This is a genomic window from Chryseobacterium cheonjiense (assembly GCF_012927265.1).
Classification (GTDB): domain Bacteria; phylum Bacteroidota; class Bacteroidia; order Flavobacteriales; family Weeksellaceae; genus Chryseobacterium; species Chryseobacterium cheonjiense.
The window spans coordinates 513504-535765 of record NZ_JABBGF010000001.1; the positions used below are offsets into that span (position 1 = coordinate 513504).

The 22262-nt window shown below is 37.1% G+C and carries 25 protein-coding genes; 18 read left to right on the plus strand and 7 right to left on the minus strand.

Translation table 11 applies throughout. From position 1 onward, the window contains the following. Positions 1 to 43 precede the first annotated feature (43 nt). From HHL20_RS02475 to HHL20_RS02530, 12 genes are all read left to right on the plus strand, one after another. A complete protein-coding gene (locus tag HHL20_RS02475) occupies positions 44 to 277 on the plus strand; it encodes a microviridin/marinostatin family tricyclic proteinase inhibitor (protein ID WP_169229608.1) in 234 nt (77 codons plus the stop codon). Between the two features lie 41 nt (positions 278 to 318). Beyond that, positions 319 to 540: a microviridin/marinostatin family tricyclic proteinase inhibitor gene (locus HHL20_RS02480; RefSeq protein WP_169229609.1), complete on the plus strand. Its 222-nt coding sequence runs from the start codon at positions 319 to 321 to the stop codon at positions 538 to 540. 86 nt (positions 541 to 626) lie between these two features. Then, positions 627 to 1583 carry an MvdC/MvdD family ATP grasp protein gene (locus HHL20_RS02485; RefSeq protein ID WP_169229610.1) on the plus strand — a complete coding sequence of 319 codons (957 nt, stop codon included), beginning with the start codon at positions 627 to 629 and terminating at the stop codon, positions 1581 to 1583. After that, positions 1576 to 2580, plus strand: coding sequence for an MvdD family ATP-grasp ribosomal peptide maturase (locus tag HHL20_RS02490; protein ID WP_169229611.1), 1005 nt, complete (start codon positions 1576 to 1578; stop codon positions 2578 to 2580). Before HHL20_RS02485 ends, HHL20_RS02490 begins: the two co-directional genes overlap by 8 nt. 205 nt (positions 2581 to 2785) lie before the next feature. Then, entirely contained in the window at positions 2786 to 3799 is a 1014-nt protein-coding gene (locus tag HHL20_RS02495) for an NAD-dependent epimerase/dehydratase family protein (RefSeq protein WP_169229612.1), read from the plus strand. Continuing rightward, positions 3796 to 5565: an AMP-dependent synthetase/ligase gene (locus HHL20_RS02500; protein WP_169229613.1), complete on the plus strand. Its 1770-nt coding sequence runs from the start codon at positions 3796 to 3798 to the stop codon at positions 5563 to 5565. Before HHL20_RS02495 ends, HHL20_RS02500 begins: the two co-directional genes overlap by 4 nt. A 43-nt stretch (positions 5566 to 5608) precedes the next feature. Continuing rightward, positions 5609 to 6664: a diphosphomevalonate/mevalonate 3,5-bisphosphate decarboxylase family protein gene (locus HHL20_RS02505; RefSeq protein WP_169229614.1), complete on the plus strand. Its 1056-nt coding sequence runs from the start codon at positions 5609 to 5611 to the stop codon at positions 6662 to 6664. Positions 6665 to 6936: 272 nt separating this feature from the next. After that, positions 6937 to 7494, plus strand: coding sequence for a gliding motility lipoprotein GldD (gldD, locus tag HHL20_RS02510; RefSeq protein ID WP_169229615.1), 558 nt, complete (start codon positions 6937 to 6939; stop codon positions 7492 to 7494). 28 nt (positions 7495 to 7522) lie between these two features. Continuing rightward, positions 7523 to 8446 (plus strand): PfkB family carbohydrate kinase, encoded by a 924-nt coding sequence (locus tag HHL20_RS02515; protein ID WP_169229616.1) that lies wholly within the window; start codon positions 7523 to 7525, stop codon positions 8444 to 8446. Positions 8447 to 8534: 88 nt separating this feature from the next. Then, a complete protein-coding gene (locus tag HHL20_RS02520; protein WP_169229617.1) occupies positions 8535 to 9905 on the plus strand; it encodes a peptidylprolyl isomerase in 1371 nt (456 codons plus the stop codon). 125 nt (positions 9906 to 10030) lie between these two features. Further along, entirely contained in the window at positions 10031 to 10975 is a 945-nt protein-coding gene (locus tag HHL20_RS02525) for an NAD(P)H-dependent flavin oxidoreductase (protein ID WP_169229618.1), read from the plus strand. Between the two features lie 8 nt (positions 10976 to 10983). Continuing rightward, the gene (locus HHL20_RS02530; RefSeq protein WP_169229619.1) at positions 10984 to 11763 is read left to right on the plus strand and encodes an alpha/beta fold hydrolase; all 780 of its coding nucleotides are present in this window, start codon (positions 10984 to 10986) and stop codon (positions 11761 to 11763) included. Positions 11764 to 11836: 73 nt separating this feature from the next. Here the strand turns inward: HHL20_RS02530 and HHL20_RS02535 are convergent, their stop codons facing one another. From HHL20_RS02535 to HHL20_RS02545, 3 genes are all read right to left on the minus strand, one after another. Beyond that, positions 11837 to 12463: an HD domain-containing protein gene (locus tag HHL20_RS02535; RefSeq protein WP_169229620.1), complete on the minus strand. Its 627-nt coding sequence runs from the start codon at positions 12461 to 12463 to the stop codon at positions 11837 to 11839. A gap of 28 nt (positions 12464 to 12491) precedes the next feature. After that, positions 12492 to 12791: a rhodanese-like domain-containing protein gene (locus HHL20_RS02540; protein WP_169229621.1), complete on the minus strand. Its 300-nt coding sequence runs from the start codon at positions 12789 to 12791 to the stop codon at positions 12492 to 12494. Between the two features lie 63 nt (positions 12792 to 12854). After that, complete coding sequence (locus tag HHL20_RS02545) at positions 12855 to 14075, minus strand: porin family protein (RefSeq protein WP_169229622.1); 1221 nt, start codon at positions 14073 to 14075, stop codon at positions 12855 to 12857. Positions 14076 to 14150: 75 nt separating this feature from the next. On the opposite strand from HHL20_RS02545, the gene queG reads away from it, so the two are divergent. The 6 genes from queG to HHL20_RS02575 all read left to right on the plus strand — a co-directional run bounded on the left by queG (position 14151) and on the right by HHL20_RS02575 (position 18982). After that, positions 14151 to 15101, plus strand: coding sequence for a tRNA epoxyqueuosine(34) reductase QueG (queG, locus tag HHL20_RS02550; protein ID WP_169229623.1), 951 nt, complete (start codon positions 14151 to 14153; stop codon positions 15099 to 15101). A gap of 333 nt (positions 15102 to 15434) precedes the next feature. Next, complete coding sequence (locus tag HHL20_RS02555) at positions 15435 to 16121, plus strand: TIGR02117 family protein (RefSeq protein WP_169229624.1); 687 nt, start codon at positions 15435 to 15437, stop codon at positions 16119 to 16121. After that, positions 16118 to 16774 (plus strand): murein L,D-transpeptidase catalytic domain-containing protein, encoded by a 657-nt coding sequence (locus HHL20_RS02560; protein ID WP_169229625.1) that lies wholly within the window; start codon positions 16118 to 16120, stop codon positions 16772 to 16774. Before HHL20_RS02555 ends, HHL20_RS02560 begins: the two co-directional genes overlap by 4 nt. Before the next feature lies 1 nt (position 16775). Further along, entirely contained in the window at positions 16776 to 17144 is a 369-nt protein-coding gene (locus tag HHL20_RS02565; RefSeq protein ID WP_169229626.1) for a hypothetical protein, read from the plus strand. Positions 17145 to 17214: 70 nt separating this feature from the next. After that, on the plus strand, positions 17215 to 17673 hold the full coding sequence (locus tag HHL20_RS02570) for an SRPBCC family protein (protein WP_169229627.1): 459 nt from the start codon (positions 17215 to 17217) through the stop codon (positions 17671 to 17673). A gap of 7 nt (positions 17674 to 17680) precedes the next feature. After that, on the plus strand, positions 17681 to 18982 hold the full coding sequence (locus HHL20_RS02575; RefSeq protein ID WP_169229628.1) for a cryptochrome/photolyase family protein: 1302 nt from the start codon (positions 17681 to 17683) through the stop codon (positions 18980 to 18982). Between the two features lie 188 nt (positions 18983 to 19170). On the opposite strand, the gene HHL20_RS02580 is transcribed toward HHL20_RS02575, so the two are convergent. The 4 genes from HHL20_RS02580 to HHL20_RS02595 form a co-directional block, all read right to left on the minus strand. Further along, positions 19171 to 19632, minus strand: coding sequence for a hypothetical protein (locus HHL20_RS02580; RefSeq protein ID WP_169229629.1), 462 nt, complete (start codon positions 19630 to 19632; stop codon positions 19171 to 19173). Positions 19633 to 19957: 325 nt separating this feature from the next. Next, positions 19958 to 20152: a cold-shock protein gene (locus HHL20_RS02585; protein ID WP_169229630.1), complete on the minus strand. Its 195-nt coding sequence runs from the start codon at positions 20150 to 20152 to the stop codon at positions 19958 to 19960. A 241-nt stretch (positions 20153 to 20393) separates the two neighbouring features. After that, positions 20394 to 21455, minus strand: a complete 1062-nt coding sequence (locus HHL20_RS02590) for a 3-oxoacyl-ACP synthase III family protein (RefSeq protein ID WP_169229631.1) — start codon at positions 21453 to 21455, stop codon at positions 20394 to 20396. A 405-nt stretch (positions 21456 to 21860) separates the two neighbouring features. Further along, positions 21861 to 22160 carry a helix-turn-helix transcriptional regulator gene (locus HHL20_RS02595; protein WP_169229632.1) on the minus strand — a complete coding sequence of 100 codons (300 nt, stop codon included), beginning with the start codon at positions 22158 to 22160 and terminating at the stop codon, positions 21861 to 21863. Positions 22161 to 22262 lie beyond the last annotated feature (102 nt).

Genomic DNA, 22262 nt, shown 5'->3' on the forward strand with positions numbered 1-22262 from the left:
TTTAATACTTTAGAGCCATTCTAAATCATTAAATATTAATACGATGGAAGGTAAAAAATCAAAAAAACCGTTCTTTGCTTCATTCCTTGAAAAGCAAATTCAGGATCCGGAAACAATAAAAGGAGGTACTGTAACTTCTGTATTACTTGATAGTACAACAGGAGTATTGAAGGACAGCGGTACTTCAACCACTCTGGATAATGTTACGAAACCGGGAGGCGATCATGTGACCATGAAGTATCCTTCAGATGGTGACGAAGATGCAACGGCAGTTTAAAAACTAAGCAACCCACAAATTAAAACTCTAAATTAATTATTATGAAAAACAAAAATTCAAAAAAGAAACCTTTTTTTGCTTCTTTCCTTGAAAAACAACTTCAGGATCCCGAAAAAATCAAAGGTGGAGGTGATGTTACCATTGCTACACAAGATGGCGTAATTACGACAAAAGAAGCTGATACTGTAACTAAGCCGATCTATGACATGGCCCATACAATGAAATATCCGTCAGATGGTGACGATGATGTTCCTACTGTATAATAAACTTGTTGATACAGAATACATTAACAAATCAATAATTAAAAGGAAACTTACACCATAAGTTTCCTTTTTTAATAAAAAGGCAAATGATTCTTTGCATTACACATTCCCGGGATTTTTATAATATTGACATCTTTTTCGAATACCTTAAGGGAAAAAATACTCCTTATTTCAGGCTGAATTCCGATCAACTGAACCATAGTCAGAAGATCAGCATTGGTCAGAACTCATTTGAAATCACAGACGATTCAGGAAATACCGTAAAATCGGAAGATATTAAAGCGGTATGGCACAGAAAATCGTGGCAGATTAATATTCCTGAAGAGCTGGATGAGGCTTACAAAAATATTTTTCTTAAAGAATATTCAACCCTGAGATACAACCTTTTCACAGCACTTGAGCATGTTCCGTGGATTAATCCTTTCGAAATTGAAAACAAAATAGACGGCAATAAGATGCTTCAGCTTAACCTTGCTGAAAAAAACGGTTTAACAGTGCCTGAAACCTTGTTTTCTAACGATGCAGACGCTATTACAGCATTTTTCCACAGCCATTGCAACGGAAAAATGGTGGCCAAGCTTCATGGTGTCATTTCAAAATCCATGGGCGGAGAAAACTTTCTTTCAACCCAGATTATTGATAAAGATTCAATTGAGGGCATTGCGGATATCGAATATTGCCCGATGATCTTTCAGCCATACATTGACAAAGAATATGAATTGAGGATTGTTTATCTCGACGGAGAATTCTTTACCGGTAAAATCAATAACAGTGAAAATGCCGACTGGAGAATTGCACACGGAAATTACTTCTGGTCAGAATATCATCTTCCCGAAAAAATACAGGAAGGCCTTACTGCAATGATGAAAGAAATGGGTCTTTATATCGGAGCCATAGACATGATCCGAGGAAAGGACGGGAAATATTACTTTCTGGAAGTAAATCCGCAGGGAGAGTGGGGAATGCTGCAGAAAGATCTCAACTTTCCTATCGCACAGAGAATTGCCGATAATCTTATAAAAAGAATGAAAACCAATGAATAAAATTTTAATAATTACCCATACCGCAGATAACTTTTCAGTCGAAAAAGTAACCGAATATATTGACAAAAACGGATGTGAAGTCATCCGCTTTAATGTAGACGAATATCCTTTAACCAACAAACTATCTTCCACTTTTCAGGATGGAAAATGGACCACCATTCTTGAAACACCTGAAAAAAAGCACCGTCTTGATGATATTTCATCAGTCTGGTACAGGAGGGCTTACAATATCGGTCAGGGTCTTAGAGAAGAAATTGATGGGAAGTTCTACGGTGCAGCAATGGGAGAGATCAGAAATACCCTGTTTGGCTTTTTAGAATCAGTTGATGTTTATTCCCTGGGAAAGCCCAGTGTTTACAGAAGGCTTGACAGTAAGGAAGAGCAGTTGAAAATTGCAGATAAAATAGGCCTTAAAATCCCTGAGACCTGCATTACCAATAATCCCGAAGAAGCAAAACAGTTTATTGTAAAACACCGGAACGTCGTAGCAAAAATGCAGACCGGTTTCGCCATTTATGAAGATGGGGTAGAAAGTGTGGTGTTTACCAACGTTGTCAATGAAGACAAATTGGATGAGCTGGACACCCTTTTATACTGCCCGATGCAGTTTCAGAAAAAGATTGAAAAGAAAAAAGAGCTTCGGATAACTGTTGTGGGAAGAGATATTTTCGCTTTTGAAATTGATTCCCAACAGTCGGATGCGGCAAAAATCGACTGGAGAAAAGATGGGGTCAACCTTATTGACAAATGGGTTCCAACAGAACTCCCCTCTGATGTTGAAATGAAATTGCTGGAGCTTCTTGATGTCTATCATGTAGATTACGGAGCCATCGATATTATCGTTTCTCCGGAAGACGAATATTATTTTATTGAAATTAATGCAGCGGGAGAATTTTTCTGGCTGGATAATCTTACTGAGGAAAACCTGATTTCCAGGAGTATCGCAGACCTTCTTTGTGATAAAGCTCCCAGAAGAAGCAATGCCGTTTTAGCATAACATAAAAATGATTTTTTTTAATTTTGATAGAGCGGGCATTGCCCGTTTTTTTTATCTGCAAAAAATTTTCATTATTCTTATTTTGGATATTGTTGAAGATAATATAATTTAGAACGAATTAAAAATGGAATTCTCCGTTAAAAATCGCAAATTTGCAAATACGGAGAATGTGAACATAAATGAGTCAACCAAGTAAATATAACGGATGGTTTTTGTAACGGGTGCTACCGGGATTCTCGGCAGGGTCATCGTTTTGGAACTTCTTAAAAAAGGGAAAAACGTTCGCGCTGCAAAGAGGGCCGCAAGCAATTTAGACGATGTAAAACGTTCCTATTCATTTTATACGGAGAATCCCGATGGTTTTTTTAATAAAATAGAATGGGTGAATGTAGATTTTGATGACATTCAGTCGATTCAGAATGCACTGCATGGTGTTGAAGAGGTTTACCATTGCGCTGCCAAAGTAGGTTTTAACCCGAAGGATGATAAGGAAATGTATCATACCAACGTAAAAGGAACCCAAAATCTTTTGTACGCCTGCGAAGGATCGGAAGTGAAGAAATTTCTTTTCGTAAGTTCCATCGCTGTTCTTGATCTTTACAATGAAAACGGTGAACTCGACGAAGATTCGGATTTTAATCCCAAAGAAGACCATTCTGCCTATGCCATCTCAAAACATCTTGCCGAAATGGAAGCCTGGAGAGCCTCTGCCGAAGGAATGAATATTGTTATCGTAAATCCCGGAATGATCGTTGGAAGCGGAAACTGGGGAAACAGCAGCGGTGACATATTTCCTACGATGGAAAAAAACAGCTTTACTTTTTCCGGAGGAACCAGCTATGCAGATGTAAGAGATGTCGCTGAAATATCAATTGAACTGATGGAAAGAAATATTTTCGGAGAGCGGTTTATTATTATTTCTGAAAACAAAAAATATGCGGATCTGGCAAAACAGATCAGAAAAGAGCTTGGCCTGAAAGAAGCAAAAATACTTTCAGAATTCCAGCTTAATATAGGAATAGTAGCCAATACGCTTTTCGGATGGCTGATTCCACAACTTAAAATGGTCACCAAATCAAATGTGGAAGCGATTTCCCGGATGAATATAATATCAAACAGTAAAATAAAGGAAAGGCTGAATTATACTTTTATCCCGTTGGAAGAAACCATAGACTTCCACCTTAAGAATTATATTAACGATAAAAAGGCTAAACAATGAATCTTGCGGAGGCAATCATTCAAAAAAATATAGAAAAACATCCCCTGAAATCTGCAATCGGTTTTAAAAAAAAGAAGGAAGGATGGAAAGAGCTCAGCTGGAAGAAATTCTCGGAAATTATTTTTAAAACAGCCAATGCTTTAAAAGAAGCCGGGATAAAAGAAAACGATAAAGTTTCTATCTATTCCGACAACTCTTCGGAATGGATGATCTTTGATCTGGCGGCGTTGTCATTGGGTGCGGTTACGGTTCCCATCTATTCAACCAATAATGCAGAGCAAGCAGAGTATATCATCAAAGATTCCGGGTCAAGAATTATTTTGGTAGGAGATCAGGCTCAGTATGATGCCTGCCTTGAAATTGTACAGAAAAAGGAATGCAGCCTTGAAACCATCATTGTTTCTAAAAAAGCAGTCTGGATAAAAAAAGAATTCAGCAGTTTTTACCTTGAAGATTTTATTGCAAAGTTGCCGGCAGAAGCAGAATTTTGTGCTAAAGAAAACGATGATGTCGCAACCCTTATTTATACTTCCGGAACTACCGGCACGCCGAAAGGGGTGATGCTTACCCACGGAAATTTCATTAAAGCTTTTGATGCGCATTTTGAATTTTTTAAATTTAAAAATTTTGAAGAAGAACTTTCACTCGCATTTTTACCGTTAAGCCATGTTTTCGAGCGAAGCTGGAGCCTGCTTTGTCTGTATGGCGGTGCAAAAGTATATTTCCTTGAAGATCCTAAAAATATTGCAAACACATTAGAAGAGGTAAAGCCCACAATGATGTGTGCCGTTCCGCGATTTTTCCAGAAAATCTATGCCGGTGTGCTGGAAAAGGCGGAAGAAGGCTCGGCATTAAAGAAAAAAATCTTCGACTGGGCCGTAAAAACAGGTTGGGAGACTGCAGAATTGAAACGGAATGAAAAAACAGTTCCTTTCAGTTTACAAATAAAACAAACTCTTGCTGAAACGCTGGTTTTCAGCAAAATTAAAAATAAAATGGGAGGCAGGCTCTGGTTTTTGCCTTGTGGCGGAGCTTCTTTATCTCCTGAAGTTACCCGTTTTTTTGAATCCGTAGGAATTCATGTTACGGTAGGATACGGACTCACGGAAACTACCGCTACACTCACTCTTTTTCCATTCACCCATTTCGAACACGGAACAAGCGGAAAGCCGCTTCCGGGAGTGGAAATCCGCATTGGAGATCAGGATGAAATCCAGGCCAGAGGAAACGGAATTATGAAAGGGTATTACAATAACCCCGAAGACACCCGGAAAGTTTTTACCGAAGACGGCTGGTTCAAAACCGGTGATGCCGGAAAGATCGATGAAAAAGGAAATCTTACCATCACCGATCGTCTGAAAGACCTTATGAAAACATCCAACGGGAAATATATTGCTCCGCAGCAGATCGAAAATCTCCTCACCAACAATAATTTTATCCAGCAGATCGTAATGATCGCGGAAGGAAGACAATTTGCTTCGGCACTTATCGTACCCAATTTTGAGTTTTTGAAAGATTACCTTAAAAAGAATAATATTCCTTTTACCAGTTGGGAAGAAGTGGTGAAAAGCAAAGAGGTGAACGATTTTTATAAACAGAAAATCAAAGAACTGCAGGAACATCTTTCCGACTACGAAAAAGTGAAAAAGTTTACGCTGATGCCGGCAGAATTTGAGATCAATACAGGAGAGATCACACCTACGCTGAAAGTAAAAAGAAATGTGGTTCTTAAAAAATATGCAGACCTCATTGATGAAATGTACTGAAAACAGGAATTGAATATTGGCGCTTATTGACAAAAACAGAATTATGACAACACAGGAATTTTTAGGAAATAACGAATTTACCATACACAACCAGACGGTTTCAGATAGCTGTCCGTCCAACATTGCACTGATCAAATATTGGGGCAAGTACGAGAATCAGATTCCTGCGAATCCGAGCATTAGTTATACATTAAGCCACTGTAAAACCAATACCACCATAGAATTTTCAGCAAATGAACCGTTTTCCGTGCAGACTTTCTTAGCAGGTAACGAAGAACCTAAATTTGCAGAGAAAATTGAAAAATATTTCAGCAATATCGAACAATATCTTCCCTGGATTTTAAAAGGAAAATATATTATCAGGACGGAAAATACCTTTCCTCACAGCTCAGGAATTGCCAGCTCCGCTTCCGGTTTCGGGGCGATTGCTAAATGTCTGATGCAACTGGACGAAAACTTTTCAGGAAAAATTTCTGAAGAAGAATCCCTGAGAAAAGCGTCTTTCCTGGCAAGACTGGGAAGCGGAAGCGCCTGCAGAAGTCTATACAACGGACTTGTTGTCTGGGGAGAATGTCAGATAAAAGAAAGCTCGGATCTTTTTGCGGTTCAGTATCCTAACGAAGAAATTCATGAAATTTTTAAAGATTTTAATGACTGGGTTCTGCTGATCCATGAAGGACAGAAAAGCGTTTCCTCAACAGTAGGCCACGGCCTGATGAACACTAATCCCTACGCCGATAGGAGGTTTCAGGAAGCAAGAGAAAATTTTGGACCCATGAAAGAAATCCTCGCCGCAGGAGATTTACAGAAGTTTATTAAACTCGTAGAGCATGAAGCATTAACCCTCCATGCGATGATGATGATGAGTGATCCTGCATTTATCCTGATGAAAACAGGAACCCTGGAAGTGATTAATAAAATATGGGAGTTCAGAAAAGAAGCCGGTCTGCCTTTATTTTTTACACTGGATGCAGGAGCCAATGTTCACCTGTTATTTCCTAATAACGGCTCCGAAGAAACAATAAAATCATTTATTGAAACGGAATTGCTGCAGCATACGCAGAACAACGGGGTTGTAAAGGATGTAATGAAGTTTTAGATCAATTAAATAATAAACGGACTTTTTGAAGTTCGTTTTTTGTTTATAAACTTGTTGACGAAATTAACCCCATTTCACCATCCGGATTTAAGAAACGCACTTGAAATAATATGTTCTTTAAAACCTTATAAAATTTAATGTTAAATAATTTTGGTTTAAATTAAAGTTTTAGGGTACGGTGTATTTAAAACATCAGTGTAAAATTGCTCTTACAGATTGAAATGCTGAAATTTGTCTTCCGAAATCTGAAATCTAATTTGTACTTTTGCAAAATGTTTAAAAACGCCATTTTTATTTTTATTGCACTGGTAATGGTGTCCTGTTCCAAAGACCCGGTTCCGAAGCCTTACGGCGAACTTCGTCTGGAATATCCTGCACCGAAATATCAGAAGTTTGAAAACAACTGTGCCTATACTTTTGAATATTCTGATTTTGCAAAAATTACAGATGCCAAAAGACCGTGCTGGTACTACCTGAATTATCCCAAAATGAAAGCCAAAATATTTGTAACATATTACCCGATACAAAACGATTTTGCCGCCCACATTCAGGAAGCTGAAAAAATGGTGTACGAACATACTATAAAAGCAAGCGCCATTGATACCAAGTCATTCGAATATCCCGATAAAAAAGTCTACGGAAATTTCTATGAGCTTAAAGGTCAAAGTGCTTCAAACCTACAGTTTTACATTACGGACAGTACAAAACATTTTGTGACGGCCTATTTATATTTCAACACAAGACCGAAGCCGGATTCTCTGGCACCCGCAGTAGATTATATCAAAAAAGATATGAAACATCTGCTCGATACATTTGAATGGAAAAATTAATTACTCTTAAATATACTTTGAAAAAAATATGAAACTTTTAGTTGTAGGAAGTGTTGCATTCGATGCAATCGAGACACCGTTTGGTAAAACAGATAAAATTTTAGGAGGTGCAGCAACATACATCGGGATCACTTCTTCTGTTCTTGGGGTAAAATCAGGGATTGTTTCAGTAGTGGGAGGAGACTTTCCGCAGGAACACCTGGATATGTTTACCGGCAGAGATATAAATATCGAAGGCATTGAAATTGTAAAAGAGGGAAAGACATTCTTCTGGTCCGGTAAATATCACAATGACCTTAATACAAGAGACACATTGGCAACAGAAGTGAACGTTCTGGAAAACTTCGATCCTAAAATTCCTGAGTCTATGCAGGATGCAGAGATTTTATTATTAGGAAACCTTCATCCGGGTGTACAGCTTTCCGTATTGGAAAAAATGCACAACCGTCCGAAACTGGTAATACTTGATACCATGAATTTCTGGATGGATACTGCATGGGATATCTTAATGGATATGATTGCCAAAACAGATGTGATCACCATTAATGATGAAGAAGCAAGACAGCTTTCAGGAGAATATTCGTTGGTAAAAGCAGCCAAAAAGATCCACCAAATGGGACCGGAGTATGTCATCATTAAAAAAGGGGAGCACGGTGCTTTGCTTTTCCACGACAGTAAAGTATTTGCCATTCCGGCGCTTCCTTTGGAAGAGGTTTTTGATCCTACCGGAGCGGGGGACACTTTTGCAGGAGGTTTTGCAGCTTATTTGGCCAAAAAAGGAAAAACGGATTTCGAAACCATGAAATCTGCACTTATCGTAGGTTCTGCAATGGCATCATTCACTGTTGAAAAATTCGGAACGGAAAGAATCGAAGAAGTAAACGAAGCCGATATGTTCGAGAGATTAAGACAGTTTAAAGAATTGACCACTTTTGATGTCGAACTACAATAAACAGGTCTTTTTTAAGAAATATTTATAATAAAAAATTTAGTGTAATTCATTAAGAATTCTAAATTTGCAACTTGTTTAAAATAGTAAAATGATAAATAAACTTAAGATCACTTTTCTTTTTGGAATTTTCATCATCTTGTTTGGTGCAAATACGATGAATGCTCAGCTGAAACAAGGAGATTTAGTGGATGGTATTGCTGCTGTGATCGGTGATGAAATTGTTCTGGAGTCAGATGTAAATGAACAGATGAACTACGCCAAGCAGCAGGGAGCAACCAATATAGATAAGTGTGAGTTTTTGGAAAACCTTCTCAACAATAAGCTTCTCGTGTATGAAGCAAGAAAAGATACGTTGATCGAAAACCGTTCTGCTGCCATTAAAGAGCAGGCCAACGCAAAATATCAGCAATTGGTGTCACAGTTTCCTGATGAGAAAACAATGCTGGCTGCCTACAAATTCCGTAACGCATATGAAATGAAAAATGCCATTGAAAAAATTGATACCGATCAATATTACGGACAGGCAAAATACCAGAGAATTACGGAAAAGGCAGACGTTACGCCTAATGAAGTAACGGATTTCTATAACATGTACAAAACCCAGCTTCCGGAAGTGAAAGATGAGGTTTCTCTGTCGCAGATTATGATGTTTCCTAAACTTACGGAGGCTCATAAAGAAGATCTTATCAACCGTCTGAAGAAGATTAAAAAAGATATCGAAGGAGGCGAAAGCTTCGAAAGCCAGGCAAGAATTTATTCCGAAGATCCGGGATCTGCCTCAAACGGAGGGCTCATGAAAAATATTTCCAAAGGCCAGATGGTAAAACCTTTTGAAGCCGCCGCCCTGAATCTTCAGGAAGGCGAAATTTCAGAACCAGTAGAATCGGAATTCGGATATCATATTATACAGCTGGTAAAAAGATCAGGAAAGATCTATGATGCAAGACATATTCTTTTAATGGCGACACCTACGGATGAAGAGATCAAAACGGCAAAAGTAAAGTTAGACAGTATCAAAGGATTAATTACCAGTGGGAAAATAACTTTTAAAGATGCTGCGTTCAGATTCTCTGACGATAAAAGAACAAAATTCAATGCCGGAGTTATTCCAGGGGCAGATGGTTCAAGCAAAATAGAAAGAGAATCGGTTCCCGGAACTATAAGCTATGAGTTGGCGGGCCTCAATAAGGGCGATATTACCAACGCATTTGATGATAAGGATGAAAGAGACAGGAAAGTTGTAAAGATCATTAAAATAGAAGATGTAATCCCTTCACACCAGATTACCCTGGAAACAGATTATGACAGAATTAAGCAGATGGCACTCAACAAAACAAGAAATGAAATGGTTGAAAAATTTGTAAATTCTAAACTGACTACAACATTCATTTCCATAGACGGCCGTTACGACAGCTGCGCTTTTAAAGGGAACTGGAAGAAAGATTCAATCAAAAAATAATACAAAACCTTCAGAATTTTCTGGAGTTTTTTTTATGCTTAAAACTCCCGCTAAATCTTAGTTTTTATTATTTTTACAGCATGAGCAATTTTATAGATTTCGATTCGGCAAAAAAACTTCATGATATGCAGAAGGATCAAAACAGAATTACACAACTTTTTAATATTCAGTATCCTATTATTCAGGCAGGGATGATCTGGCATTCGGGATGGAGGCTCGCCTCTGCAGTATCCAATTGCGGCGGCCTGGGACTTATTGGTGCAGGAAGCATGTACCCCGATATATTACGTGAAAATATCAGGAAATGTAAGCAGGCAACAGATAAACCTTTCGGGGTTAATGTTCCCATGCTTTACCCGAATCTGGATGAGGTAATACGGATTATCCTCGAAGAAGGTGTAAAGATTGTTTTCACATCAGCCGGAAATCCCAAAACCTATACCGAAATGTTACAGAAAGAAGGGCTAAAGGTAGCTCACGTAGTATCATCCACCAAATTCGCTATCAAATGTGAAGAAGCCGGTGTTGATGCTGTAGTTGCAGAAGGTTTTGAAGCCGGAGGCCATAACGGGCGTGATGAAACCACGACATTCTGCCTTATTCCGAATGTGAAAAAACATATTTCAAAACCATTGATCGCAGCCGGAGGTATCGCTTTGGGTTCCCAGATGAAAGCAGCCATGATCCTCGGAGCAGACGGAGTACAGATCGGTTCCCGCTTTGCCGCAACTACCGAAGCGAGCGCCCACGATAACTGGAAACATAAAATAACCGAGCTACAGGAAGGAGATACGCATCTCACCCTAAAAGAGCTGGCTCCCGTAAGGATGGTTAAAAATAAATTCTTTAACGAACTTGAGGAAATCTATAATAACGGAAGAAATAAAGAATCTCTCATAGCCTCCCTGGGACGGGCTAGAGCCAAAAAAGGAATGTTCGAAGGTGATATGGATGAAGGCGAGCTTGAAATCGGGCAGGTTTCAGCGTTGATTGATGAGGTGCTTCCTGTAGGAACCGTATTCAATAACTTATTGGAAGAATTCAGAAACACAGGAAATCCGGTGATATAATTAAATTCATGGAGGAAAGAATTATTGATGTAAAAGGTAAAAAGCTCTATGTAGAATACAATGATTCATTCGAAAATCGGCCAACAATTGTTTTTTTACATGATTCACTGGGATCAGTACAGCTTTGGAGGGATTTTCCTGAAAAGTTGGCTGCAGAAACAGAATGTAATATTTTAATATACGATCGCTTAGGTTATGGTAAATCCTTCCCGATGTCTACTCATGAAAGGGATAATGATTACATGGAAACCGAAGCAGATGTCCTGAACGATTTGCTTGAAATACTAAATATCACGGAAGCGATTCTCTTCGGGCATAGTGACGGCGGAACCATTGCCTTAATAGCAGCTGCAAAATTCCCGAAAAAAATAAAAGCCGTCATCTGTGAAGCCGGGCATATTTTCGTGGAAGATATTACCGTAAAAGGTGTGCAGAATGTCTTCGATGCTTATACAACAACTAATCTTCCCGAACGTCTTGCCAAATATCACGGTGAAAAAGTTGAAATGCTAGTAAAAGCATGGACGGAAATATGGCTGAGTGACAGGTTCAGATGCTGGAATATAGAATATCTGCTTAAGGATATTCAGGCTCCTTTATTATTTATTCAGGGTAAAAATGATGAGTACGGAACCTTGCATCAGGTTGAGAAAACACTTTCCGGTGTCAGCGGAACTTCCGAAAAATTCATTATTCCCGATGTTGGCCACACACCGCATAAAGAAGTTCCTGGATTGGTGTTGAAAAAATCGATGGAGTTTATATGTGAAGTTAATACAATTCAGTAGACCGGGTAGAATTGCCAGAATATCAACAGGAGCGGGCTTTAGCCCGCTTTAATTTAAAATTGCAACTTTGGCTTTAGCCAAAATTTAAATATTCGATTTCCGAAGTAATATTTTTTCTGGCCTGTTCCTCATATTTCTCTTTAAAATATTCCGTCTTAAAAATACTTTCTGACTCCAGAAAATGCTGCAATACTTTTTTTCTCCCCGGATTATAAAGGAAATCAGGATAAATGGAGTATTCCTTTCTTACTTTTTGATTATAGTCCAAATATTTTTCGGGTTTCTGGCCGAGAATCGAGAGATCAGCATCCACTAAATAATTGGTGTCAGCATCTCCGGATTCCTGATTAAACTTCGTAGCGATAATCTGCCGTGAAACTTTTTCAATAAATCCTTCTTCTGCGCCAATTTGCCGCAAATGTTTCTCTGCAAAATCCGCACTTTTTTCTTCATTGGATTTTGAAGAAGCATTATAGATCACGTCATGATAAAACACCGAAAAGGCAATGGTAGTATAATCTTCTAAAGCGGCTGTCACGTTATTGAGTTCACGAAACATGTTTTCCAGATGTTCAGAATTGTGATAATATCTGCCCTTTTCGGAATATTTTTTCTCAATTTCCATCCATAGACTTTCAATAAGATGTTGATCCTGTGTGTAATGTAAACAGAACAGTGAAAATCTTTCTTTTAGTTGCATAGATAATATTAAAATAAAAAAAGGAACTTTAAAAAGTTCCCTGATTTGCTTCTATAGCCTGCTTCAGCTCTGCCCAGCCTCCACCGTTATAGCCTTCTTTCAGTCCTTGAGAATTAAGATATTCTAAAGCCTTTCCGCTTCTGTTTCCGCTTCTGCAGAAAATAATCACCGGCTTTTCGATAGACAAAATCTCTTCTTGCCTGTCTTCTACTTCTCCCAAAGGAATATTTTTAGCACCATCAATGCTTCCGTCCATTTCCAGTTCCATAGGTTCGCGAACGTCGATTAATGCATAATTTCCTGATTTTAAAACTTCTGATAAAGACATGATCGTTTATTTTAATTAAATATTAAACGAAAATACGTAAAATATTGATAAATAGCCAGAGTTTTAGAATAAAGTGTAACCGAGAATTAGCGAGGCGGTCTGATATTTTGTGCTGAGATAAGAGCTTTCTTTCACAAGGTCTCTTTGTGTTGCTACCCGAATCTCAATCAAAAACTTATCATTGTACTTATAGCCTGCGCCAACGGCCAGATTGCTACCGGAAGTAATCTTATTGTCTGTAGAATAAACATTGAGTGTAGAACTCAATGGAAGGTCAAGTACAAAAGCAGCGTTAAAAAAAATCTTAGACTTATCATTGAGAAATATGTAATATCTAATCCCAATGGGAATTTCTATAGATTTATAGTCAATACTGTTTGAATATTTTAAATCGGAATATTGTTGTTCCGGATATATAGAAGATTCGTTTTCGGCTTTGTAATACTGATAAGTTGGCTCAGCAAAAAGTGACCATTTATTTTTATTAAAAGGCAATGTAAATTCAGCTTCAAGGCCAATTCTGAAACTTGATTTACCATCAAATTTAGTAGTTCTGGAAGAAAAGGAAGATGAACCTGTCGCTTCAAGCGAAGAAAAATTAATTCCCGGTCTTATGTTAAGATGAAATGTTTCTCCTTCCTTTTGAGCTGCACTGTACTTATTTTCAATATTATTACCTGCTTTACACAAATTATAATTCGAAAACAAATTTGATAAATCTTTTATCTGATATTTTGCAGCTTCAATTTTTTTATTGTCAACACCGCAGTCCAGAATTTCGGCAATCTGGTTTTTGTAATCATCATTGTATGCAACCTGACCATTATTAACGAAATAGGGCTTATATACTAATTGTTTTGGTTCGGAATCATCAATACTAAAGAAGAACTTGTTGGTATTTTCATTTTCATAATACAAAAGATCAGCTTTACCATCTAAAATATATTTCAGAAATACTGTTTTTTCAGAAAATTCAGGTTTACGATCGTTAGATAGATTGTCTAGTTGATTAGGTGAACTGTCTAACATCACCGTTTTTCTTATATACCTTTCTGTATTTTCAATTCCGAATTCCTGAACATTGCTGATTTTTTCCTTTTTTACATCTTCAGAACCTAAATCTTTATAAGTAAATTCTGTAGGATTGTTTTTCCAACCGATATTTTTGATTAAAACTTCAGTCTTTTTGCCCGAATTATTAATAAAATACCCTTTTTCGAATTTGATTTGTGCATTGAAAAATCCTGCTGCAGCAAGAAATGTAGATAGAATGACTTTCTTCATGGTTATAATTAGATTCTATAGTGAATTTTGAATGCGCAAATTTATAAAATAATCTTAGTTTTGCAAGGTAAAATCATGAATTCAAACGCTGAAAAATATTCACAGTTGATAAAAGCCAGGGCAAAAAGTTTTGGCTTTCAGAGCTGTGGTATCTCTAAAGCCGATTTTCTGGAAGAAGATGCAAAACCTCTAGAACAATGGCTGAAAAATAATTTTCATGGCGAAATGAAATACATGGAAAATCATTTTGATAAAAGACTGGATCCGAGGCTGCTCGTTGAGGGTTCAAAATCGGTGATTTCTCTTTCTTATAATTATTTTCCGGAAGAGAAAATTTCGACACTGGACAATTTTAAAATCTCAAAATACGCCTATGCGGAAGATTACCACGAGGTTATTAAAGAAATTCTTCGGGAAATGGTTTCCGGGCTGCAGGAAGAGATCGGCGAATTTGCCTTTCGGGTTTTTGTAGATTCTGCACCGGTGCTGGAAAGAAGTTGGGCCAGGAAGTCAGGAATTGGCTGGGTAGGGAAGAATGCCAACCTCATTACCAAACAGAACGGATCATTTTATTTCCTCGCAGAAATTATTTGTGATCTGGAACTGATTCCCGATCATCCCACAACAGACCACTGCGGAACCTGCAGAAAATGCATTGATGCTTGTCCGACAAGCGCTATTGTTTCCGATAAGCTTATTGACGGAAGCAAATGCATATCTTACGCTACGATTGAGCTGAAAAATGAAATTCCCGATTATTTTAAAGATAAAATGGACGACTGGATGTTTGGCTGTGATGTCTGTCAGGATGTCTGTCCGTGGAACCGGTTTTCAGTACCAACACAACAAAAGAAGTTTGCTCCGAATGAAGCGTTGAAAAACTTTAAAAAAGGAGAGTGGAAAGAGCTTACACAAGAATTGTTTTCGGAAATCTTCAGGAAATCACCCGTTAAAAGGACAAAGTTTGCAGGACTGAAGCGGAATATCGAATTTCTGGAAAACAAGAATATGCTGGATAATTTTTAGAGACAATTTCCTGTCTGGAATTATTGAGGTTCCAAAGTAAAAAGGGTAAACGGCCAATCCTTAAATCAGTATTTAAAGAGGCAAGACTTAATAAATAGAATAGTTTCTAAAAAAGAAAATTGACTTCCTGAGATTATTTTATCCCATCGAAAATCAACGTTTTTTTTGAACTCTTTTTGGAGCTACTTTTACTCTTATTTTAAATCTTTTGTTGGATTTAGCGTTTTTCTGCATATTTGTGAACATTTTGTACTTAAATTTAGAGAAAAATTTACTTACATCCAATACTTTTGTGAAAATTATTATTAAATTTTATTAACTATATTTATAAGCATGACTGCGAAAAAAATGGTGTTTATCATTCTGAAAATTGTAGGGATTATTGTAGGAATTGTTGTTTTGTATGTGGCATCAGGATATTTGATTCCCTTTATCGAAGTTTCGGAAAAAGAGGATGGGCAAAAGAAAGAGATTCCTATTTATATTTATACCAATGGCGTGCACACCGATATTGTAATGCCCGTAAAAAATGAGCTTCACGACTGGAGCTCCAAAATTCCTTTTACCAATACAAAATCCGGAAAATCCGATTTTCAATATGTAGGTATTGGCTGGGGTGATAAAGGGTTTTATCTTGATACGCCTACCTGGGCCGACCTTAAATTTTCAACTGCTTTCAAAGCTGCTTTCTGGCTCAGCGAATCTGCCATGCATTGTACTTATTATAAGAAAATGAAGGAAGGAGACGACTGCAAAATGATCATGATCAGCAAAAATCAGTATAAGCATCTGGTACAATTTGTAGAAAGTAAATTTGATACAGATGCGAATGGAAACTATATCCTGATTCCCACCAATGCGGTCTACGGAGAAAATGATGCATTTTATGATGCTAAAGGCAGATACAGCTTCCTTGATACCTGCAATACCTGGGCAAATAATGCACTGAAAGCGGCCGGACAAAAAGCTGCATTGTGGACGCCTACTGACTACGGGATATTTCTGCACTATAAAGAATGAGAAAGATCTTTTATTTTGGGATTGTATTTTTGTACGCATCTCTTTCCTGCCAGAAAGAACAGCAGCAAAATAGCTCCGGAACTTCTTTAACTGAACAAAAGACTGTTGCATATAAGGCTGAGGCTGATCTTAAAAAGATAAGTCTAAAAGCCCGTGAAGCTCTGCAATTCTGTAAAAAGAATCAACTGAATACCGATTTCTGTATTCTGATCGACATGAGTATGCATTCGGGACTGAAAAGGCTTTTTCTTTGGGATTTTAAAAAGGAAAGTATTACTGCATCTTATCTTGTAGGCCACGGTTGCGGCAACAATCGCTGGAGCGCTGATGAATCACGCAATAGGCCTCAGTTCAGTAATGAGGATGGCAGCCATCTTTCTTCTTTAGGGAAATACAGGCTTGAAGGAAGAGGGTACAGTAACTGGGGAATAAATATCAAATATCTAATGCACGGACTGGAAAATACCAACAGTAATGCTTTGAAAAGAGTTATTGTGTTTCATTCGTGGGAAATGATGGGTGATCAAGAATCTTTTCCGAAAGGATTTCCCGAAGGTTGGGGCTGCCCTACGGTATCTAATAATGCTATGAAAGAAATCGATCCGCTCTTGCAGCAATCCAAAACTCCTGTCCTGATGTGGATTTATAATTAATATGAAGAATCATGTGTTTCTCTTGATTATTGCTTTGTTTCTTACAGGCTGTGGTTCTGGTAAATTTACTGTAAAGAGAAGAATCATAAAAGTTTACGAAAACGACAGCGTTAAAGTCCTCGTTGCTGACAACAATGATATTATTGAAACTTTCAAAGATGAAAAAGGAAAGAAATGCAAAGAAATCGTTTTAGGCAAAAAATATAAATTCAAAGTATACCCGGTAAGTGATCTGTTTCAGGGATGTTATTTTGAACCCACTTATTTTCTGGATAATGATACAGTTACCATTAAATATGCCCGATATTTTACTGCTTCTCAATTCAAAAATTACTGTATTAAAAATAATATATTAAATTTGCAGTATTAGTAATTTATTTTACTTTTTTACTGTGTAATTTAATGTTGTGGTACTTTAATTGTATTTGATTGAGAAAAAGATGAAACATACATTATTCCGCGAGCAGCAGCTGCATTGTGACATAAAAACAGCCTGGGAGTTTTTCTCAGCGCCTGGTAATCTTTCTAAAATTACCCCCAAAGACATGAACTTCGTGGTGCGTACAAAGTTTGAAAATGATGAAATATACGAAGGAATGATCATCGATTATTTCGTTTCACCCATTTTGGGCATTAAAATGAAATGGAAAACAGAAATTACTCAGGTAGATTTCAGAAAAAGCTTTACCGATTTTCAGAAGGAAGGACCTTATAAACTCTGGAATCATCATCATGAATTTATTGAAAATGAACAAGGCGTCTTAATGAAAGATACGGTTGATTATGAACTTCCTCTAGGATTTCTCGGAGATATTGCGCATGTATTGTTTGTAAAAAGCAAACTCGAACATATCTTCGATTATCGTTTCAAAGTACTCGAAAAATACTTCAATCAATAAAATATTTATGACTGAAGTAAAGGATAAAGTAAATATATTCTGGTTCCGCAGGGATCTTAGGCTACATGACAATTGCGGTCTTTATCATGCTTTAAAGAAAGAGCATAAGGTGCTTCCTGTTTTTATTTTTGATAAAGAGATCTTAGATCAGCTGGAAAACAAATACGATAAAAGAGTAGATTATTTCCACCAGGTTCTGGAAGAAATTCATCACGAACTTGAAAAGCACAGCAGCGGAATCACTGTTTTCCATGAAAAACCACTCGATGCCTTTAAAATACTTATAAAAGAATATCAGGTTGATACGGTTTTCTGTAATGCAGATTATGAGCCTGAAGCAATTAAAAGAGATCAGGAAATAGCAGGTTTTCTCAAAGACCATCAGGTCAGCTTTAAAAGTTACAAGGATCAGGTAATTTTCGAAAAAGATGAGGTGATGAAAAACGACGGTACGCCGTATACGGTTTATACGCCTTATTCAAAAAAGTGGAAAGAACTCTTTAACAGAACTAACATTGAAAATTTTGAAACAGATTTTTCTAACTTTCTTTCGTACAGACCTGCTAGTTTTCCTCGTCTTGAAAATCTCGGATTTAAGAAGACCGGTCTGGATTTTAAACATCCTACGTTAAATAAATCGATTATTGACGATTACGATAAATACAGGGATTTTCCGGGAATGGAACATACGACTCATTTAGGTGTAGCCCTGCGCTTCGGAACCATATCGGTGCGCAGTTGCGTTCAGTTTGCCGTGAAACACAATGAAACCTGGCTGAACGAGCTGATCTGGAGAGAATTCTTCATGCAGATCCTGTATCATTTCCCGAAAGTCGTCAATCATTCTTTCAAAGAGAAATATGAAGCCATACAGTGGCGAAACAACGAAAAAGAATTTGATCTCTGGTGCAAAGGGAAAACCGGATATCCCATGGTTGATGCAGGAATGCGTCAATTGAATGAGACCGGTTTCATGCACAATAGGGTAAGAATGGTGGTGGCAAGTTTCCTGACTAAACATTTATTAATCGATTGGAGATGGGGTGAAGCGTACTTCGCAGAAAAGCTGCTGGATTATGAGCTGTCTTCCAACAATGGCAACTGGCAGTGGGCTGCGGGCTGTGGATGCGATGCAGCTCCATATTTCAGGGTCTTTAATCCGTCTGAGCAGGCGAAAAAATTCGACAAAGATCAGAAATATATTAGAAAATGGCTTACTGAAGATGAAATCAACGCAGAGGAAATTGTAGAACATACTTTCGCCAGGAAAAGAGCACTCGAAGTTTACGGAAAAGCGGTAAAAAATTAAGAGCTTGTTTTAAATTTTATTTAATACATTTCTGATAGCTTTTTCTTAATTTCGAAATTAAAAAACTTTGTCTATTCTTAAGTTAACAGTAATAATTTTAGTACGTTGAGCTTAAAAGACTTAATTCCTTAATGTTTAAAAATTAAAATTTAAAAAGGCTCTAAATTCTTTTTAAGTTTTAATAATATTTATGGACGTAAACCAAGTTTTTTCAACGCATTCGCATTTAAAAATATTTCATCAAATGACGTCAGAGCTTCCACATTGCTGAAGCTCTGAAATGTTTTATTATTTTTATTGAATGAAAGCTCAATGGAAGGATTGTATGTTGCGGTAATACGTACTACTGAATAACCGTTATACGCAATTGTAAATCCTTCGAAAAGGCATTTATCTTCTGCCTTTCGGTATATTTTATATTCTTCGAATGCCGTGCCGTCAGTTTTAGTTCCTTTCTTGTTGTGTTCAAGGGATTTCCATGAAGAATAGTTTTTAGGCTCTTTAAGGATGCTTCCTTTGCCATCTACCGGCACAAACATGCCCAACCTCAAAGGCTTTTTAAGAAAAGTTGCATAATTATTCATCAGTTTCAGGGTCTGAAGATCTGCATATCCTTCATGGGAATAATATTCTATAACAAAATCTGTCATAGGAATTAATTTATGAGAACTGACTGGCATATGTAAAGTTTCTTGCGGCAAAATTAAAATATTATAGTTGAAAAAACGAAGATAAATAAATTGCTAAAAACAGGAAAACTATTTTATCCCACAATAGAAAAAAACAAACCTCCTACATTTCTGCAGGAGGCTGATGACATATATAAATAAGATTAAATCAATTCAATAATGTCGTTTCAGGTAATATATTCAGGATGAGAAAAATCGATAAAATCGGATATTATCTAGATTTGGCTAACTGAGAAAGTTCGTCAATACCTTTTTATCTCAACTGTCAATACCTTGACATTCGGCATTACGCCAACTTTACGTTCACTGCGTTTAAGCCTTTCTGGCCTTGCTGAACTTCAAAAACTACTCTGTCATTTTCCTGGATAGATCTTGAAATTAATCCGGATGAATGTACGAAAACATCTCTGCTTCCGTCTGCAGGAGTGATAAATCCGAAGCCTTTTGCTTCATTGAAAAATTTTACTGTGCCTTCTTGCATTGTAAATGGTATTAAAAAATTATTGGTAAGTCAAAAGCCTTGTGCTCTGACTTGATTGTTAAAACTAAATGGTGGCTGAAAAAGTAAACTGAAAGAAAATATTATCTATGCTCTACAGAATAGCAAAGGCAGAAACCTGTTTTGTTCTGCAAATATACAAAAAATATATATACTACAGTTAATTTAAATGATTGATTATCAAAAATATATTTTTATATTATAAAACTGATACAATTCTCAATTAAAATTTATAAACAAGCGCATTGATATTCATACCCGCTCCTACGGATGCAAAAAGCACAACATCACCCTTTTCTATCGTGTGGGATTCCAGTTCATCCTTCAGGATCATAGTAAGCAGAGAAGGGATCGTTGCAACGCTGCTGTTACCCAGTTTGCTGATTACCATTGGCATAATTCCCGGAGGCGCGCTCATCCCGTAGAGTTGGTAAAATCTTTCCACAATCGCTTCATCCATTTTCTCATTAGCCTGATGAATAATAATTTTACTCAGATCATTGATTGAATATCCGCTGCTGTCAAGGCACTTTTGCATCGCAGTCGGCACATTGGAAAGCGCAAATTCATAGATTTTCCTTCCGTCCATTTTGATATATTTCGTATCCGGACAGCGCTCATTATTATATGATTTCCCGAAATACAGAAAATCTTTTTCGTTCAGCGTATGAGAAGCCGACAAATGGGACCTGATTCCGGAATCATCCGCATCATTGGCATCAAGAATGACTGCTCCCGCTCCGTCTGCATAGATCATGCTGTCTCTGTCATGAATATCAACTACCCTGGAAAGCGTTTCAGCGCCTATTACAAGACACCTTTTAGCAATTCCCGAACGGATGAAGGCATTCGCCTGGATTATCCCTTCAATCCACCCCGGACATCCGAAAAGAACATCATATGCCACGCAGAAATTATTCTTTATCCGTAAAGAATGTTTTACGCGGGAAGCAAGGCTCGGAACCGTATCAGACTGAATGGTGCCAAAACGCACATCGCCAAAATTGTGGGCAAAAATAATATAGTCTAGAGTCTCAGGATCAATACCCGAATCTTCTATTGCAGATTGTGCCGCAATAAGACCCAGATCAGAAGCTACCTGCGTGCTGCCGGCATATCTTCTCTCTTCAATGCCTGTGATTTTTTGTAACTTTTTTGTAATAGATTCATTACTGTCTTTCAATAAGATGCCCTCCTCATCTAGAAATACATGATTACCGAAAAATAAATTGCTGATGGTTTCTGAGGGTATGTAATTCCCTACACCGATGATTTTGCTTGTCATACCAAAAAAAAGATTCTAATCCTTAACTAAAATAAAATAACTGAAATAACTGTTCACTCCGAAATTCATAAACTTATGATAATACATGAAGTTTACAGCGTAGCCGGCGAACATTCGCCTGAATACCGGAATCCTGATTACAAATCTTCTGATATATTTGTTGAATCCTGATCATTAAAACAATAGATATACAAAAATGTAATACATAATTATAAAAAATTGTAGTTTTTTTCTATATCACGATAAAGGTAGTTCATTAAAAATGAAAACTACTATAAATGCTCTTAATTTACTAAAATTTAACATTCATAGAATAATAATTTTCACAATTAGAAAACTTTGACAGGTAAATAAGCCGGTGGGGAAGATGCAACCAGCTTTACATTTTGCATTCGCTACATTATTTTAAAGCTCCTTCTCAAGGATTTCCACAATTCTGTCAATCACATCCTGCTTCTTCGACTTCTTATTATATGCAGACTTCGGTTCAGAAACGATGCTCGGCTGATTTTTATTGAACAGCGCATACAGATCCAGCTCAGGATGTTTTTCAATATACCAAACCAGAAAATTAAGAGGCATTGCATTTTTTCCCGAAAAATAAAGCTGAATCGACTGAGGTGTTACGCCATAAGCGTCTGCGATTTCCTTCATGGTTTCACCTTTACTCTTGCTGTATTCGCGGATCTTTTCGTAAATTTTCATATTGAGTTTTTTTCTTTAATAAAACAAAACAATAAAATATTGTTAAAAATTCAATAATTTGTTGTTTTTTAATATATAATTGTATATTTGCTTTTAAAATGT

What these genes read in the sequence shown, in the direction of transcription:
- HHL20_RS02475 (WP_169229608.1), top strand. Translation starts at nt 44, where the DNA reads ATGGAAGGTAAAAAATCAAAAAAACCGTTCTTTGCTTCATTCCTTGAA.
- HHL20_RS02480 (WP_169229609.1), top strand. Translation starts at nt 319, where the DNA reads ATGAAAAACAAAAATTCAAAAAAGAAACCTTTTTTTGCTTCTTTCCTT.
- HHL20_RS02485 (WP_169229610.1), top strand. Translation starts at nt 627, where the DNA reads ATGATTCTTTGCATTACACATTCCCGGGATTTTTATAATATTGACATC.
- HHL20_RS02490 (WP_169229611.1), top strand. Translation starts at nt 1,576, where the DNA reads ATGAATAAAATTTTAATAATTACCCATACCGCAGATAACTTTTCAGTC.
- HHL20_RS02495 (WP_169229612.1), top strand. Translation starts at nt 2,786, where the DNA reads ATGGTTTTTGTAACGGGTGCTACCGGGATTCTCGGCAGGGTCATCGTT.
- HHL20_RS02500 (WP_169229613.1), top strand. Translation starts at nt 3,796, where the DNA reads ATGAATCTTGCGGAGGCAATCATTCAAAAAAATATAGAAAAACATCCC.
- HHL20_RS02505 (WP_169229614.1), top strand. Translation starts at nt 5,609, where the DNA reads ATGACAACACAGGAATTTTTAGGAAATAACGAATTTACCATACACAAC.
- gldD (WP_169229615.1), top strand. Translation starts at nt 6,937, where the DNA reads ATGTTTAAAAACGCCATTTTTATTTTTATTGCACTGGTAATGGTGTCC.
- HHL20_RS02515 (WP_169229616.1), top strand. Translation starts at nt 7,523, where the DNA reads ATGAAACTTTTAGTTGTAGGAAGTGTTGCATTCGATGCAATCGAGACA.
- HHL20_RS02520 (WP_169229617.1), top strand. Translation starts at nt 8,535, where the DNA reads ATGATAAATAAACTTAAGATCACTTTTCTTTTTGGAATTTTCATCATC.
- HHL20_RS02525 (WP_169229618.1), top strand. Translation starts at nt 10,031, where the DNA reads ATGCAGAAGGATCAAAACAGAATTACACAACTTTTTAATATTCAGTAT.
- HHL20_RS02530 (WP_169229619.1), top strand. Translation starts at nt 10,984, where the DNA reads ATGGAGGAAAGAATTATTGATGTAAAAGGTAAAAAGCTCTATGTAGAA.
- HHL20_RS02535 (WP_169229620.1), bottom strand. Translation starts at nt 12,463, where the DNA reads ATGCAACTAAAAGAAAGATTTTCACTGTTCTGTTTACATTACACACAG.
- HHL20_RS02540 (WP_169229621.1), bottom strand. Translation starts at nt 12,791, where the DNA reads ATGTCTTTATCAGAAGTTTTAAAATCAGGAAATTATGCATTAATCGAC.
- HHL20_RS02545 (WP_169229622.1), bottom strand. Translation starts at nt 14,075, where the DNA reads ATGAAGAAAGTCATTCTATCTACATTTCTTGCTGCAGCAGGATTTTTC.
- queG (WP_169229623.1), top strand. Translation starts at nt 14,151, where the DNA reads ATGAATTCAAACGCTGAAAAATATTCACAGTTGATAAAAGCCAGGGCA.
- HHL20_RS02555 (WP_169229624.1), top strand. Translation starts at nt 15,435, where the DNA reads ATGACTGCGAAAAAAATGGTGTTTATCATTCTGAAAATTGTAGGGATT.
- HHL20_RS02560 (WP_169229625.1), top strand. Translation starts at nt 16,118, where the DNA reads ATGAGAAAGATCTTTTATTTTGGGATTGTATTTTTGTACGCATCTCTT.
- HHL20_RS02565 (WP_169229626.1), top strand. Translation starts at nt 16,776, where the DNA reads ATGAAGAATCATGTGTTTCTCTTGATTATTGCTTTGTTTCTTACAGGC.
- HHL20_RS02570 (WP_169229627.1), top strand. Translation starts at nt 17,215, where the DNA reads ATGAAACATACATTATTCCGCGAGCAGCAGCTGCATTGTGACATAAAA.
- HHL20_RS02575 (WP_169229628.1), top strand. Translation starts at nt 17,681, where the DNA reads ATGACTGAAGTAAAGGATAAAGTAAATATATTCTGGTTCCGCAGGGAT.
- HHL20_RS02580 (WP_169229629.1), bottom strand. Translation starts at nt 19,632, where the DNA reads ATGACAGATTTTGTTATAGAATATTATTCCCATGAAGGATATGCAGAT.
- HHL20_RS02585 (WP_169229630.1), bottom strand. Translation starts at nt 20,152, where the DNA reads ATGCAAGAAGGCACAGTAAAATTTTTCAATGAAGCAAAAGGCTTCGGA.
- HHL20_RS02590 (WP_169229631.1), bottom strand. Translation starts at nt 21,455, where the DNA reads ATGACAAGCAAAATCATCGGTGTAGGGAATTACATACCCTCAGAAACC.
- HHL20_RS02595 (WP_169229632.1), bottom strand. Translation starts at nt 22,160, where the DNA reads ATGAAAATTTACGAAAAGATCCGCGAATACAGCAAGAGTAAAGGTGAA.